The sequence below is a fragment of the Thalassotalea piscium genome (assembly GCF_030295935.1).
GTDB classification, from domain to species: Bacteria; Pseudomonadota; Gammaproteobacteria; order Enterobacterales; family Alteromonadaceae; genus Thalassotalea_B; species Thalassotalea_B piscium.
The window spans coordinates 513,232-529,009 of sequence record NZ_AP027362.1; the positions used below are offsets into that span (position 1 = coordinate 513,232).

The 15,778-nt window shown below is 37.9% G+C and carries 12 protein-coding genes; 5 read left to right on the forward strand and 7 right to left on the reverse strand.

The annotated features are described in order from the left end of the window. Window positions 1–42 precede the first annotated feature (42 nt). From QUD79_RS02195 to QUD79_RS02215, 5 genes are all read right to left on the reverse strand, one after another. The gene (locus tag QUD79_RS02195) at window positions 43–1,260 is read right to left on the reverse strand and encodes an aspartate aminotransferase family protein (RefSeq protein WP_184425308.1); all 1,218 of its coding nucleotides are present in this window, start codon (window positions 1,258–1,260) and stop codon (window positions 43–45) included. 500 nt (window positions 1,261–1,760) lie between these two features. Beyond that, entirely contained in the window at window positions 1,761–2,906 is a 1,146-nt protein-coding gene (locus QUD79_RS02200; protein ID WP_184425310.1) for an HDOD domain-containing protein, read from the reverse strand. 80 nt (window positions 2,907–2,986) lie between these two features. Then, window positions 2,987–3,604, reverse strand: coding sequence for an anthranilate synthase component II (locus QUD79_RS02205; protein WP_184425312.1), 618 nt, complete (start codon window positions 3,602–3,604; stop codon window positions 2,987–2,989). Window positions 3,605–3,671: 67 nt separating this feature from the next. Then, entirely contained in the window at window positions 3,672–4,895 is a 1,224-nt protein-coding gene (locus tag QUD79_RS02210; RefSeq protein ID WP_184425314.1) for a YcbX family protein, read from the reverse strand. 37 nt (window positions 4,896–4,932) lie between these two features. Beyond that, on the reverse strand, window positions 4,933–5,658 hold the full coding sequence (locus tag QUD79_RS02215) for a DUF6445 family protein (RefSeq protein WP_184425316.1): 726 nt from the start codon (window positions 5,656–5,658) through the stop codon (window positions 4,933–4,935). Between the two features lie 249 nt (window positions 5,659–5,907). Here QUD79_RS02215 and QUD79_RS02220 point away from each other — a divergent pair, with 249 nt between their 5' ends. The 5 genes from QUD79_RS02220 to rluF all read left to right on the forward strand — a co-directional run bounded on the left by QUD79_RS02220 (window position 5,908) and on the right by rluF (window position 14,145). After that, a complete protein-coding gene (locus QUD79_RS02220) occupies window positions 5,908–6,624 on the forward strand; it encodes a SapC family protein (RefSeq protein ID WP_184425318.1) in 717 nt (238 codons plus the stop codon). 238 nt (window positions 6,625–6,862) lie between these two features. Next, window positions 6,863–8,233, forward strand: coding sequence for a UDP-N-acetylmuramate:L-alanyl-gamma-D-glutamyl-meso-diaminopimelate ligase (gene mpl / locus QUD79_RS02225; protein ID WP_184425320.1), 1,371 nt, complete (start codon window positions 6,863–6,865; stop codon window positions 8,231–8,233). A gap of 812 nt (window positions 8,234–9,045) precedes the next feature. Continuing rightward, a complete protein-coding gene (locus QUD79_RS02230; RefSeq protein WP_221435233.1) occupies window positions 9,046–9,660 on the forward strand; it encodes a flavin prenyltransferase UbiX in 615 nt (204 codons plus the stop codon). A gap of 195 nt (window positions 9,661–9,855) precedes the next feature. Further along, complete coding sequence (locus tag QUD79_RS02235; RefSeq protein WP_184425324.1) at window positions 9,856–13,080, forward strand: amidohydrolase family protein; 3,225 nt, start codon at window positions 9,856–9,858, stop codon at window positions 13,078–13,080. A 222-nt stretch (window positions 13,081–13,302) separates the two neighbouring features. Continuing rightward, window positions 13,303–14,145: a 23S rRNA pseudouridine(2604) synthase RluF gene (rluF, locus tag QUD79_RS02240; RefSeq protein ID WP_184425326.1), complete on the forward strand. Its 843-nt coding sequence runs from the start codon at window positions 13,303–13,305 to the stop codon at window positions 14,143–14,145. Window positions 14,146–14,151: 6 nt separating this feature from the next. Here the strand turns inward: rluF and QUD79_RS02245 are convergent, their stop codons facing one another. Both QUD79_RS02245 and QUD79_RS02250 read right to left on the reverse strand, forming a co-directional pair. Beyond that, a complete protein-coding gene (locus tag QUD79_RS02245) occupies window positions 14,152–15,048 on the reverse strand; it encodes a spermidine synthase (protein ID WP_184425328.1) in 897 nt (298 codons plus the stop codon). Beyond that, window positions 15,041–15,619 carry a fused MFS/spermidine synthase gene (locus QUD79_RS02250; RefSeq protein ID WP_184425330.1) on the reverse strand — a complete coding sequence of 193 codons (579 nt, stop codon included), beginning with the start codon at window positions 15,617–15,619 and terminating at the stop codon, window positions 15,041–15,043. The genes QUD79_RS02245 and QUD79_RS02250 overlap by 8 nt, the downstream gene beginning before the upstream one ends. Window positions 15,620–15,778 lie beyond the last annotated feature (159 nt).

Sequence of the window (15,778 nt, forward strand, 5' to 3'; positions counted from 1 at the left end):
AAGGGTTGGATATTAACCAAAGTTAATATCCAATAGGTTTACTTAAGCATTAACAATTTTTGCTACTGCTTTTTCAAAGCGCGCTAAGCCTTCAGCAATGTCTTCATTAGGAATCACTAGAGAAGGAGCAAAGCGAATAATGTTAGCACCAGCAACTAAGGTCATTACGCCTTCGTCCATTGCTGCATTTAAAAAGTCTTTGGCACGGCCTTGATATGCATCGGTTAGTACCGCCCCTATTAATAAGCCTTTACCTCTAATTTCAGTAAAAACATTGTACTTTTTATTAATCGCATTTAAGCCGGCAACATAAAGTTGGGCTTTATCGCTAACCCCTTTCAAAACTTCTGGCGTGTTAACTGTGTCAAAAGCTGCTTCACTTACTGCACAAGCCAGTGGGTTACCACCATAAGTACTACCATGAGTGCCTATTTTAAGATGTTTAGCGATAGCTGTTGTTGTGATCATTGCCCCTATTGGGAAACCACCACCTAATGCTTTAGCTGTTGTTAATATATCTGGTGTAACACCTAAGCCCATGTATGCATATAAGTCACCCGTACGGCCAACACCTGTTTGAACTTCATCGAATACTAGTAATGCATTGTGCTGGTCACATAGTTCGCGAACACCTTTAACAAACTCATCAGTTGGTGAAACAATACCACCTTCACCTTGTAATGGTTCCATTACTATGGCACAAGTTTTATCTGATATAAGTGCTTTAACGCTGTCTAAATTGTTATATTCAGCATGCACAATATCGGCTGGTTTAGGACCAAAACCGTCAGAATATGCTGGTTGGCCACCAACAGTTACAGTGAAGAACGTACGGCCATGAAAACCTTGTTTAAATGCAATGATTTGTGTTTTATCTGCGCCATGCTCTTCAAGGGCCCAGCGGCGTGCTAATTTAAGTGCTGCTTCGTTTGATTCAGCGCCAGAGTTAGCAAAATATACTTTATCAGCAAAGGTGTTATCTACTATTTTTTTGGCTAAGCGTAAAGCCGGTTCATTGGTCATTACATTAGATAAATGCCAAATTTTATCAGCTTGATCTTTCAGTGCACCAACTAATGCTGGGTGACAATGACCCAAACAGTTAACGGCAATACCACCAGCAAAATCAATAAATTCACGATCTTGTTGATCCCATACTCTTGACCCTTGACCGCGAACAGGAATAACCGTTGATGGTGAATAGTTAGGTACCATTACTTCATCGAATAATGCACGATTAACAGGAAAATGATTGGTCATTGTTAACTCCTCTACTATGAGATCTTATAGATTTAGTGACAGCGGATTAAGTAACCCTCTGTGTTTAGTAAATTCAGCACTAATCACTAACATAATGTAAATGAAAGAACTCAATAGAGCTGAAATTTAGTTGGGCATTATGGCAGATTATAAATGAGTTGTCTCTATTAATAAGTCGTACAGCCCTTTTATAACAAGGGTTTGCGGGTTTTATTCAGTAATAGTGCATAACTATATTTTGGGTGAAAAAGGAGCAATTATGGACGGTTAGCCCTGTTTCCTTTGTATTGGTAATTTGTTGTTCGATTAATATTAGCTCATAATTAATCAAAAAAAAGTTGGTTCTTTTGATTTTTGAGATACAAATTAAACGTATTTAATGGTCTGTGTCCGATTGATTTTTAATAAGTTGTCGCATGTTTATCGGGGGTAACATCAGCTTAGCCTTGTATCACTATTAAATGCTCAGCTGGAAAAGGTTGAGCTCAGATCAGTTAGCTCTATTCAAAGTTCAGTTTTATGTGATCAATATCACTACTTTTAAGCAGTGTAATATCGTCGGGACTAAGCTTAACCGCGCTTAAAATAGCTTTGGCTTCGTCACTCGAAATAAGTTCTTCTTTAGCTAGTGAACGAAACATAACATAGGCTTTTGCTTTAGCGACCATTTGAGCAATAGGGTGCATTTTCTCAATATCATCTATAATGGCAAGATCAAATAAAGGCTCTGTTACTGCCAACCGGTCAAATCGCATTAACTCGACTATATCGGCAGACATTTGTGTGTTTCGTTCAATTAATTGCTCAAGAAGTAACTCGGGTGACATTTCAAACTCGGCTAAGATGTCGTGTAAACGCTTATCTCTATTGTCGTATGCTTCTCTTACTTCGTCTTTATGCATTTCATTGTAATTTTCTAATACACGTCGTGCGACGATAATTAGTCCAATATTTGCAAATAACCCCGCCGTGAATGCACTGAATTCATCTAGTTCATATTTATTAGCAAGTAGTTGTGCGCTTAAACCAACAGAAAGTGCATAGTTCCATAACTTACGCTTAAGTAATGGGTACGGAGCGCTATTAATGGGTAACCAGTGCTTAAGCATAAAAGTAGGCATGACTAACTTTAAGTTATTGAGCCCAATATAACTTAGTGCTAAATGGCTTTCAGTTACCTGTATGTCAGAGCGCTTACGATATTGAGGTTTGTTAACTAAGTTGATGAGTTCATTAGATAACCAAGGTAACGATTGAATGAGTGGTGTAATTTTATTAATTGAGGCTGATTTAACAGCAAGAACTTCTAAAATAGTAGAGGCAGTGTTATCAATGCGTAGTTCATTAACATAAAGGCTGTCTTTATCGTCAAATTCGTTATTAACCTTTGCTAAAAGTTGTGAAAAAAACTTGCTCATCATTTGTGTTTTAAAATGAGCTTTGCCATATTGTTCTATTATTTTATCTTTTTTGGCTTCTTGTTCAACGGCTAATAATTCTCTACGGCTATTTTCCTGCTCGCTATGCTGCTTTTGTACCAAAGAAATTTTGCCACCTTTTTGGTCAGCAAAGTCTTTACTGATCATTAAACTGAGTGCTCGTTGGTATAAAGGAAAAACGAGTTTGTTATTTTCAAATATTAGCATTGGCAACTTGTGAGTTAGGTAGTGTAAAAGCCGTATCGTTATCTGTGTTATCGGCAACTTGAATGTGTTGATTAATTATTTTAATAATATTCTATTTTATCTTTTGTATTATCTTTTGCATATAGAGTAATAAAGTTTTGTAATAAAGTTAACCCTTGCTCAGTTAAAACGGACTCTGGATGAAATTGAACGCTCGAAATGGCAAGGGTGTTATGTTGCAGTGCCATTATTTCATCTTGTTCGCCATTAAGTGTAGCAGTCCAGGCTGTTATTGATAAGCAATCTGGTAAAGTGTTTTTATCTACTATTAGCGAGTGATACCGGGTAACATTAAGTGGCATATTTAAAGAGGTAAAAATGCTGCTTTTATTGTGTAGAATTTTGCTGGTTTTGCCATGCATTACTTTATTTGCTTTAATCACCTTAGCACCAAAGTGTTGTGCTATACATTGATGACCTAAGCAAACGCCCAAAAGAGGGATTTTACCTGCAAAGTGCTTAATTACATCGAGAGATATACCGGCACTGTCAGGATCACAGGGGCCAGGTGATATGACAATATACTCAACAGGCATTGTCTTTATTTCTTCAATGGTCACTTCATCGTTGCGGAACACTTTTACTTCTTGACCAAGCTCCGTAAAGTAATGAACAAGGTTAAAGGTGAAAGAGTCATAGTTGTCGATCATTAACAGCACAAAAAAAACCTAATTAGCATAAACGTCGCTATTCTAAATTGTGTACTAATACAATTCACTCATTATTTTAATTTTGTTTGGTTGACGACGGTTTACTTAGCACCAGGTCTGATTGAGGAATAGAGCTACATGCAAGCACATAACCTTCATTTTTCTCATCATTAGTTAACCCATCATCGGCTAGTTGTTTTACTTGACCACTTTTTACTTTAATTTTACACCGACCACACATTCCGCCTCGGCATGAATATGGCAGAATTAGCCCCGCGTTTTCGCCTTGCTCTAAGATAGTGGCTTTGGTGTTAGCTTTAATTTCTTTATTCCAAGAATCAAATAGAATATTTACCGAACGTTTTTTTCTTTGAACCTTAGTTATTAGCGATGGTGACGTTGGTATATTGCTATTAGCTGAAGGGGGAGTGTCGACATCAGCTGTATTTGATGAGTTATTATTTTTACTGGCAAAAACAAGTGGTGACTGCTGCTTTATAATGGTCACTTCATCGCCTAAGCAAAGTTGCCCGTTGCTTAATGCTATTAAGTTTTGTCCGAACATAACATCACCGTTATCCGCTTGGCGAAATTCTTTTAGCGTTTTTAGTGGTTGCTGGCGGTTACTTTTCTCTCCTGTAGTCGGATTTACTGTTGTCATAATGCAACGAGAACATGGTTTTACTAGCTCAAACTCTACTTCACCAATACGAATTCGCTGCCAAGTATCTTCTGCAAACGCCTCGGTGTTATCTACCACTAAATTAGGTCGAAAATGAGTCATAGAAACACTCTGTTCATCTTGGCTAATTAAACGTTGATTTAGGTAGTGTAGTGATGCTTGAGAAATTAATAATAATGGGTAACCATCAGCAAAGCTGACTTGCTTTTTGCTGTCTTTAACATGGCGAGTTGAGTGCTCTCCAAAGTAATGTAATTTACAAGGGCGTGCTAAATATACACTAAACCAGTGATCTATGGCTTGTGTTGCCTGTGGTGAGCTAATCGTGTCATTCCAAACCGTAATCGACTGGTAATCGCTAGAAAAATCAGTGTAATTAACTTCAAGCATTGGCATGTTTGGTGCTGTAATTACTAGGCCTTGTTGAGTAATACTTGCTTGTATTAAACATAAACTAGGTTCAGTGCGTGCACTAATAAATTGGCCTTGAGGGTCGGTAATTACAAAGCGACGATCGAAGCTTAAACCATAATCATCAATCCAGGTGTTTGACAGGGAAATGCCTGCGGTGGACTTTATTGGGTAAATATTGATAGCGGATAATGTTATTAAGCTCATTAAATTCTCTAACTTATTGTCAATAATGCGGAAGGCGCTAAAAGTGCAGAAAAGTTCTTAGCGTTAATCGGCCTTTGTCAAAATCATCTGTAATTAACTTACTGTCAATAAGACTTGAATGTAACATTTGGCTAGGGTAAACAACTAATCGGTTAAACTTCAACTCAACGTTGTCAATCAACTCATAATGTTCATTCCCGCGATTAATATAATCATTTTTAAATATTTTATTTTCGATGTTTTTTTCAATAATTTGTGAGTACTGCGCTAACCTTGTTCTGTTAATTGACTCATAGCCCGTTGCTTTATGACGATAAAAGCCTGTGCCAAGGTAAGGGGGATGACATAAGTAATGAAGCACTGCGATATGGCCTTTTCCTAACGAGTCATAATGAGGAATACATTGCTCTTGATTTAATTCTTCAGGCCTCGTCAGAACGATACTAAAGTCAGAGCGAATATGCTCTAAATATGCGACAGGGAGTTTATAATACTCTTTAATGAGTGGTTTTAGTGCTAGATAGAGCTGTTGAGTATATAGGGTATTAACCTCAGCGTGAATGCCGGGGTAATGGTTTTTATCACCTTCTACCTTTATATGAGTATTTCTGTTAATGAATGCATTGACTAACTCACTAGGATTTTGGCTAAAGTCATCTATTACCAGTACAATGTTTTTTTCTTGTCCGACAATCATAGCCTTACACTTGATCTGGTCATTAATTTGATAGGTGATGGCCGGTGTAGCGGTATTGTTCATCATGGCGCTCTGTATATCGGTTTTGTAAAGCTTATCAGTTTATTCTTGATTATTATATTTATCTATAGGACGTGTTGTTCTTTGCTGCGTATTTTGCAGCAGATCATTTGATATTTTTTCAAGACTACGCTGATTTAGCATGTAAAACATACCATGTGAGTATTATTGATGGTTTTCTTGATTTTTCCTTTGATTAAATTAATGATAGAGAGCGACTGTTACTTCAGTAATCACAATTTATTAAGAATTATTATGACAACTAAAATAAAAAAACTAAATTTCAACGATCATAAAGAAATAAAAATTAAACCTGGTCCTCACTTACAAACAATAAAAGCTGCTAATAACGTTAATATTATTGTCCATGAGTTTTCAACCGCCGCTTGTGAAATGCCAATTATCTTTATTAAAGATGAAGATACTGGTCGCTTTCGCAGTGTGGCCGTTACTGGTCTTGAGTTAAATGAAAACGTATTTTTTAAAGATAATTTCTGGCAAGCACACTTTATTCCTGGAGCCGTCGCTTTTAATCCGTTCAGTTTGCAACGTTTTGAAAGTAGTGATAACGCTGTCTCTCTTGAGTTGTGCATAGATGAAGAGTCAGAAGCGGTAAATGCCAATGAAGGTGAAGCGCTTTATTTGGATGATGGTAGTGAAAGTACTTATACTTCTGATTTAAGAAAGAGAATGCATGAATATATTCACTTTCAGCGAGTTACCGAAAAATTTTTAGAATATTTAGTTGATACAGAACTGCTTGTGCAACGATCGCTTGATGTCGAGGTGTCGGGCAAGACATTATCTTTATATGGGATGTATGTTGTCGATCCTAAAAAATTAGAAAACTTAACTGATGATGAGTTTATAGTGTTAAGAAAGCGTGGTTATCTTCCTCTTATTTATGCACATCATACGTCTTTAGGTCAGTTTAATCACTTATCTAAGTTAAAAATTATGGCTGCTAATTAAAATAATTATTCATCGTACGCGCTATACCTTTAACAAAATACTTCAAGGGATGTTCAATCAGTGTGCTGAACTTAGGGTTTGTTGATCTTTCGAGCTTGAATTTTGTTCAATCTTAACAGGCCCTATTAAAAGTCGTATTTTTTATATGTTTTACTGTCAACTTAGGCACTAATTCGGTTATATTGGCGTTCATTTTTTAGTAATTGCGTCTAGTGGCGTGAGTAGTATTAGGTGTAATATGCATATTCATATTCTTGGTATCTGTGGTACTTTTATGGGCGGTATTGCCGCCATCGCAAAAGAGTTAGGACATAGAGTTTCTGGTTGTGATGCTAATGTTTATCCGCCGATGAGTACTCAACTTACCTCATTAGGGATAGAGCTGAAACAGGGTTATTTGGTGGAACATTTGGACGATGAGCCGGACTTGATCATAGTGGGTAATGCTATGTCTCGCGGTAATCCACTTGTAGAGTATGTTTTAGAGCGGAAACTAGCCTATACCTCAGGCCCTCAGTGGCTATTAGATAACGTATTAAAAGATCGTTGGGTACTCGCTGTTTCAGGTACTCATGGTAAAACTACAACGAGTTCAATGCTGACATGGATTTTGGAATACGCAAGGCTAACACCTGGCTATTTAATTGGTGGTGCTCCACAAAATTTTGATTCGTCAGCGCGACTTGGCAATGCACCATTTTTTGTTATTGAAGCTGATGAATACGATACTGCTTTCTTTGATAAGCGCTCTAAGTTTGTTCATTATCGACCAAACACACTCGTGATCAATAATTTAGAGTTTGATCATGCGGATATATTTAGCAATCTATCTGATATACAGCGCCAGTTTCATCATTTACTTCGCATGGTACCTAGTAATGGCTTAGTGCTTTTTCCTCAAAACGATCTTGCTATTAACGACACCCTTGCAATGGGGTGTTGGACTCCTACCGAGGTGAGTGTAACAGAGCAAAATAAATCTCAAGGTTGGTATGCACAAAAACTAGTTGCCGATGGTAGCCAATTTAACGTTTATTTTAAAAATGCACTGCAAGGCACAGTTAAATGGCAATTAATTGGTGATTTTAATATTGATAATGGTTTGATGGCGATTGCCGCAGCAAGACATGCAGGGGTACCAACGAAAGTCGCGATTGAAGCATTAGCTGAGTTTATTAATACTAAACGCCGCTTAGAGTTGAAAGGTGAAGTCAACGGTATCAAAGTGTATGATGATTTTGCTCATCATCCAACCGCTATTAACCGTACATTATCTGGTGTAAGAGAACATGTGGGCTCAGGCCGAATTATTGCCGTGCTTGAGCCGCGCTCTAATACGATGAAATCTGGTGTTCACAAAGATAGTTTAGCTAAATCTTTGGTGCATGCAGATCGTGTTTTTGTTTATCAAGGTGAACAGGTAAAATGGTCGGTAAAACAGCTCATTGCAGACTGCAAGCAACCTTGTGTTGTTAATAGTGACTTATCAGAATTTATTAGCCAAATAAGTGAGCAAGCACAAGAGGGCGATACCATTGTGATTATGAGTAATGGTAGTTTTGGCGGTATTCATCAAAAATTGTTAACGTCGTTGTCAGAGGCTAATTAACATATAATGATAAGCGAGACATTAAGAAATTATCAGTGCGTTATGCCTGATTGCTGTCATCTTTTTTAACTGTAGGTCGGCATTTATGCCGTCAAATGGCTACCTTTAGACAGTGAGAGTAACTGATGGGCTAAAGCCCAACCTACAAAAATGATAAGCGAGACATTAAGAAATTGTCAGTGCGTTATGCCTGATTGCTGTCATCTTTTTTAATTGTAGGTCGGCATTTATGCCGTCAAATGGCTACCCTTAGACAGTGGGAGTAACTGATGGGCTAAAGCCCAACCTACAAATATGATAAGCGAGACATTAAGAAATTGTTAGTGCGTTATGCCTGATTACTGTCATCTTTTTTAATTGTAGGTCGGCATTTATGCCGTCAAATGGCTACCTTTAGACAGTGAGTGTAACTGATGGGCTAAAGCCCAGCCTACAAATATGATAAGCGAGACATTAAGAAATTATCAGTGCGTTATGCCTGATTACTGTCATCTTTTTTAACTGTAGGTCGGCATTTATGCCGTCAAATGGCTACCTTTAGACAGTGAGAGTAACTGATGGGCTAAAGCCCAACCTACAAAAATGATAAGCGAGACATTAAGAAATTGTCAGTGCGTTATGCCTGATTGCTGTCATCTTTTTTAATTGTAGGTCGGCATTTATGCCGTCAAATGGCTACCCTTAGACAGTGGGAGTAACTGATGGGCTAAAGCCCAACCTACACAAAATGATGCTTTTTCGTAAAGTCGAACTTTTAACCCATACCAACAACTAATAGCTCTAATATAAGAAAGGCAAGATGGCTAATGAACATGACATTTGATCGGAAAATAACACTAGCGCTTACAGGCGCCTCTGGTTCTGCTTATGCGATGCGATTACTGGAATGTTTATTAGCAGCAAATTGCCAAGTATATGTGCTGTGCTCTTCGGCAGCACGTATCGTTTTAGATACCGAATTAGGTGTTAAACTACCCGCATCGCCCGATGCGGCAACAGCCTTTTTAACTGAAAAATTTAATGCAAAGGTAGGGCAACTTACTGTATTTGGTAAAGAACAATGGTTTTCGCCTGTTGCTTCTGGTTCAGCAGCGCCTAAAACAATGGTAATTTGCCCGTGCTCTACAGGTACTTTAGCTGCTGTTAGCCAGGGAATGAGTGATAACCTTATTGAACGGGCAGCAGATGTTGTAATTAAAGAGCGTGGACAATTAATTGTCGTCCCTAGGGAAACACCTTTTTCAACTATTCATTTACAAAATATGCTAACACTTTCGCAAACAGGCGTAACCATTATGCCCGCAGCGCCTGGCTTTTATCATAACCCAAGGTCGATAGATGATTTGATTGACTTTATGGTTGGCCGTATTTTAGACCATCTTGATATTGATCAAACGATAATGCCACGTTGGGGCTATCATTCGTAATTTAACACTGCCAACTTACTTAGCTTAAATCTGCTGTTTAAAGTACTTTAACGGTAGTTTGTCGCATTCATATTTCAATACATTCCTATCTATGCTTTGATAAGAGCTGGTAATATCACTTTCTTATGTGGATTGGTATTACATCTATTTTATAACTCTGGAAAAGTCATATAATTCAAATCATAAGGATAAATTATGTTTTCTACTACCCGCACTAAAGCAAGTATTGCACTTTCTTTAGTGCTGACATTAGCCTGCTCTAGCTCAGCATTAGCTCGATCTGATAATTCAAAGCCAGACAAAGAAAAAGCAACAGAATGGTCTGTTAATGATCCTCAAGGGGTATTTACCAAAGCAAGCATAGATGTAACCCAAGGTACTTGGATGAATATTGATGTAAGCCCAGATGGTAAAACATTAGTTTTTGACTTATTAGGCGACATATATACATTACCTATTTCTGGTGGTGAAGCTACACCGTTAATGACAGATATTGCATGGCAAATGCAGCCTCGTTTTAGTCCTGATGGAAAGCATATTGCATTTACTTCTGATGAAGATGGAGGCGATAATTTATGGATAATGAAGGCTGATGGCAGTGAAGGTAGGGCGGTAACTAATGAAAGCTTCCGCTTACTTAATAGCCCAGCGTGGTCACCTGATGGCAATTACTTGGTAGGACGCAAACATTTTTCAAGTAGCCGATCTTTAGGGGCTGGCGAAGTATGGATGTACCATAAAACTGGTGGTTCTGGGGTAAAATTAACTAAACGTCCAAACGATCAAAAAGACTTAGGCGAACCGGCCTTTTCAGCTGATGGCAAATATGTTTATTTCTCCCAAGATGCAACGCCAGGTAAAACATTTCATTACAGTAAAGATTCGGTGCAAGGCATTTATAAAATTAAGCGCATGGAGTTAGAGACAGGTGAAATAAACACTATTATTTCTGGCAAAGGTGGTGCCATTCGCCCTACACCGTCACCAGATGGTAAGACATTGGCATTTATTAGCCGCGATGACTTTGAATCAAACTTATATTTATATGATTTAGAAAGTGGTAAACAGACCTTAGTACATCAGGGTTTAGAGCGAGACATGCAAGAAACTTGGGCAATTCATGGCGTTTATCCAACTATTGCCTGGACACCTGATAACAAAGCACTGGTATTCTGGGCTGGCGGAAAAATTCACCGTTTAGATATTAAGTCTAAAAAGGCGAGTGTGATCCCATTTCACGTTAAAACTGAAAAGAAAATTCAACAAGCTTTACGCTTTAAGCAAAACTTAGATCAAACAAGCTTTGACTTGAAAATGTTGCGTGATATCGAAGTATCACCAAATGGTAAGCAAGTGATTTTTGAAGCGTTAGGACATATCTATATTCAAGATCTGAAGAGCAGTAAACCTAAACGTTTAACTAAGCAAAGTGATCATTTTGAGTTTAATCCTAGCTTTTCTCGTGACGGTAAAAAAATCGTTTATGTAAGCTGGAACGATAAAGCCTTAGGTACAGTGCGAGTAATTTCGGCACGAGGCGGTAAAAGTAGAACCATTACCGATGAAAAAGGAAAGTATATTGAGCCAAGCTTTTCACCTGATGGTAAGCAAGTTGTTTATCGAAAAGTACGTGGAGGTTCAATTTTAAACCCAGAATGGGGACTAAATAGCGGTGTTTACGTAGTTGATAGTAAAGGCGGTAAAGCTAACTTAGTAACAGACTACGGTTTGCAGCCTCATTTTGGTAATCGTTCAGATCGTATCTACTTTACACGCAATGGTGCAATACCTCATTTCATGCGAGTTGACCTTGACGGACAGCATGAGAAAAAGCTCTATCAAGGAAAGTTTGCTACTGAATATAAAGTATCACCAGATGGTAAGTTTCTAGCTTTTGCTGAACGTTTTAATGTTTTTGTTACACCTCTAGTTGAAAGAGGCGAAGTTATCGATATTGGTCCTAGTGCTAAAAACCTTCCGGTTGAAAAATTATCAGTTAGGGCGGGTGAAAGTATCAATTGGAATGGAGCTTCCAATGAAATTTATTGGAGTTTAGGCAATGAGTTGTATCAAGCTAAAATCGATCAATTGTTTAGCTTAAACGATAAAGCTGACACTACTGAAGAAGCAACATCTGTGAAGACGACTCAATTAGGTTTTACTCAAAAAGCAGATATTCCGTCAGGTACTGTTGCTTTTGTTGGTGGTAAAGTTGTTACTATGAATGGGGAAAGTGTTTTTGATAATGGTGTTGTTATTGTTGAAAACAATAAAATTGTCAGTGTTGGAGCACGTGATGACATTCAATTACCAAAAGCGGCGAAAGTGATAGATATTTCAGGTAAAAGTATAATACCTGGCTTAGTTGATGCGCATGCCCATGGCTCGCAAGGTAGTAATGAGATAATTCCACAACAAAATTGGAAAAACTATGCAGGGTTGACCTTTGGTGTAACCACAGTTCATGACCCATCAAACGACACCACAGAATTTTTTGCCGCGAGTGAAATGCAAAAGGCTGGTAAAATTGTGGCACCACGCTTATTTTCAACAGGTGCTATTTTATACGGTGCAACTGCGGCAGGCTTAACTTCGCACGTAGACAAACTTGACGATGCTAAATTTCATATTGAGCGCTTACAAAAAGCCGGTGCTTTTAGTGTGAAAAGCTATAACCAACCACGCAGAAATCAGCGTCAGCAATTTGTTCAAGCAGCGCGTGAAGCTAAAATGATGGTGGTTCCAGAAGGGGGCTCATTACTACAGCATAACTTATCAATGATAGTTGACGGTCATACAACGTTAGAGCATTCAATACCAAGTGTGAAAGTGTATGATGACATTAAGCAGTTGTGGTCACAGTCGACTATGGCTTACACGCCGACATTAGTTGTAGCTTATGGTGGTATTTGGGGAGAAAATTACTGGTATGATAAAACTGAAGTTTGGCGTCACCCGCGCTTGAGTCAATACGTACCAAGTGAGATCTTAGACCCACGCTCTATGCGAAGAACAACAGCTCCAGAGCATCATTATAATCATGTTAATGTAGCAACTACCGCTAAAGCATTAAGTGATGTAGGCGTTAAGGTGAATGCAGGCGGACATGGACAACGTGAAGGTTTAGCTATGCATTGGGAGATTTGGATGATGGCCCAAGGCGGTATGTCGCCTTTAGAAGCTTTGGCTACGGCAACGATAAACCCTGCTCAATCGCTAGGGCTTGATGATAATATTGGCTCTATAGAAGTGGGTAAATTAGCTGATTTAGTTGTTGTTGATGGTGATATTACCGAAGACATTCGAGTGAGTGATAAAGTGATTTATACCATGATAAATGGCCGACTCTATGATGCAGAAACCATGAATGAAACAGGTAACTATAACAATAAGCGTGATAAGTTTTATTTTGAAAAATAAATAACTTTACATACTTGAGCTAACTTTTAGTTATATTTAACAATGTTTAAGCCAGTTATTTAATTTATTAAATAGCTGGTTTTTTTATTTTTTTACTGATCTTCTATAGTACGTGTTAAATAATATTGGTATTTGTAAAATTACTTTCATTTTTTGTTTATCTCACTATTTCTCGGTTACAATAACCTTAGATGATTAAATTAACATTCGTGGAAATGTGCTGTGAGTCAAACTGAAAAGCGATTAAATAAATATATTAGTGAATCTGGGTTTTGTTCTCGTCGAGCAGCTGATAAATTAATTGAGGATAATCGTGTAACTATTAATGGCAAAACGCCAGAGTTAGGCACAAAGGTGCAAGCAGGTGATGTTGTACGTGTTGATGGTAACATTATAGGTGCAATGCCAAGTAATAAATCAGATCGCGTTTATATAGCCTATAACAAACCAATTGGTATTACTTGTACTACAGAACGTCATGTAAAAGGTAATATTATTGATGCAATTAAACACAAAGAGCGAATCTTTCCTATCGGCCGCTTAGATAAGCCTTCAGAAGGGTTGATATTTCTTACTAGCGATGGTGATATCGTTAATAAAATACTCCGCGCAGAAAACGCTCACGATAAAGAATATGTTGTTACCGTTGATAAACCTATTAGTGAGCGGTTTTTAGAGAGAATGTCGAGAGGTGTACCTATTCTAGGAACGATCACTAAGCCTTGTGTAACTAAATTTCAGAGTAAGTTTGTATTCCGTATTATTCTTACTCAAGGGCTGAATCGTCAAATTCGCAGAATGTGTGAATATTTAGGTTATGAGGTAACTAAGTTAAAACGCACGCGTATTATGAATGTTGAACTTACTAATTTAAAAATAGGTCAGTGGCGTAATCTTAGTGAGGCTGAAATGGCAGAAATTAATGCTGCAGTGGGAGTTTCTAGCCAAACACCTGAGAATGCAAACCCTCAACCTCAAGAGCAGGTTAAGAAGCCAGCTTTAAAGAGGATAATTAATAAAAAAGCATCCCCAGCTACGTTATCATTGAGAAATAAAGGTAAGTAATTATCGCTATTGGTTAAGTAGGTTAGCAGGTGAAAACTGATCTGTTAATACCTTGGTGCTTTCAGGCCAGTCTTGCTCATCTTTTGTTGAGGTAATGGCAGAGGTCATCTTAATAAGGTCAACACCAAAAGGTTCAAGTCGGCTTGCTAACGCTTTGGCTCTGTTAGCGATTACTTTGCCATTAGGCAAGGGTTGATTTGAAGTTAAAATAACGCGATTGCTATTTTTACCATTTCTTACATTAAAGAAGTCGCCAAATACTGATTTATACGTTGCCGACTCATGATCATATAGCTTGCTTACGGAAAAAGTATTTGATGTTAAAATACCTCCGCTAGTAAGCAAGTCCTTACATTCCTTTAGAAACTCTTGGGATAATAAGTGCTCTGGAATATAGTCGCCGTTAAAGGCATCAAGAATAATCCAGTCATATTGTTGGTTTTTTATTGCAGCGCGCTTTATATATATTCGCCCGTCAGCTACCTTGCTACTGATACGTTCATTTTCAATAAATCCAAAATACTGACGAGCAACTTTTAGCACCGCAGGGTCAATTTCAATATTTTCTATAATGGCGTTTGGATAAAGTTGGTGAATGCTGTTTGACATAGTGCCACCACCTAAACCTATAATTAAGACGCGCTCTGGCGCTTTGTCGAGTACAAGTAGCCCAGAAAATAACAGCTTAGTGTAGTTAAATACTAGGCGTTGCGGATCGTTTTTGTATAAACAACTCTGGTGTGTTTCATTTGTTTGCTCATTAAACTTAAGGCAACGCACATTGTCTGAGTCTTCTACTAAAATATTACGATACATAGATCGTTCTTGATGAATAACTTCTGCAGCGGACAACAATGATAATGGGTAGATTAACGCAAATATTAAAACAGCGAACTTATTCATGGAGTGCTTCCGGTAATGTGTGGCTAGGTATAATAAACAAACGATGATAAATAACAGCAGCTATGCCTAGTAACATTAGAATGGTGCTGAATGTATAAATAATATTATTCACTTCAAATAATAAAACAAAGTAAAACGACGTAATAATTGTGCCAATAGCACTACCGAGCGTTGAGACAAAATAAAGTACCCCAGCAACTTGACCACTTTTTTCTTTGTCTGTAACTAATAATCTAACGGAATAAGGGGAGATCATCCCTAAAATTATTGTTGGTATAAAAAAGAGTGCCATTGAAGCAGCAAACGAGCCATAGCGGCTGTCTTCTACCTGTATGAATATAGCCTCCATTATCGGTGTAGACCATAAGGCAATTGGCAACACTGCAATACCAGCAATTAAAAAGATTAACCCGTAACGAGATAGCGATGCTGCTTTAGTTGAGAGCTTTCCGCCAATTAGGTAGCCTAGCGATAAACTGAGCATAAATACGGTAATAATACTGCCCCAAATATGAACGCTGCTGCCAAAAAATGGCGCTAATATTCTACCCCCTAAAAGCTCTATACCCATGATACAAAAGCCACTACAGAAAGCGAGCAGATAAATGAAAAGGTTATGCCAATTAAATGATGTATTAGCGTGTTGCAATATTATTACTCATTAGTTAAAAACTCAGAGCCATATATTAACCTTATGTTTTGTCATTTTGCTAGGGAAAGATGAAATGGT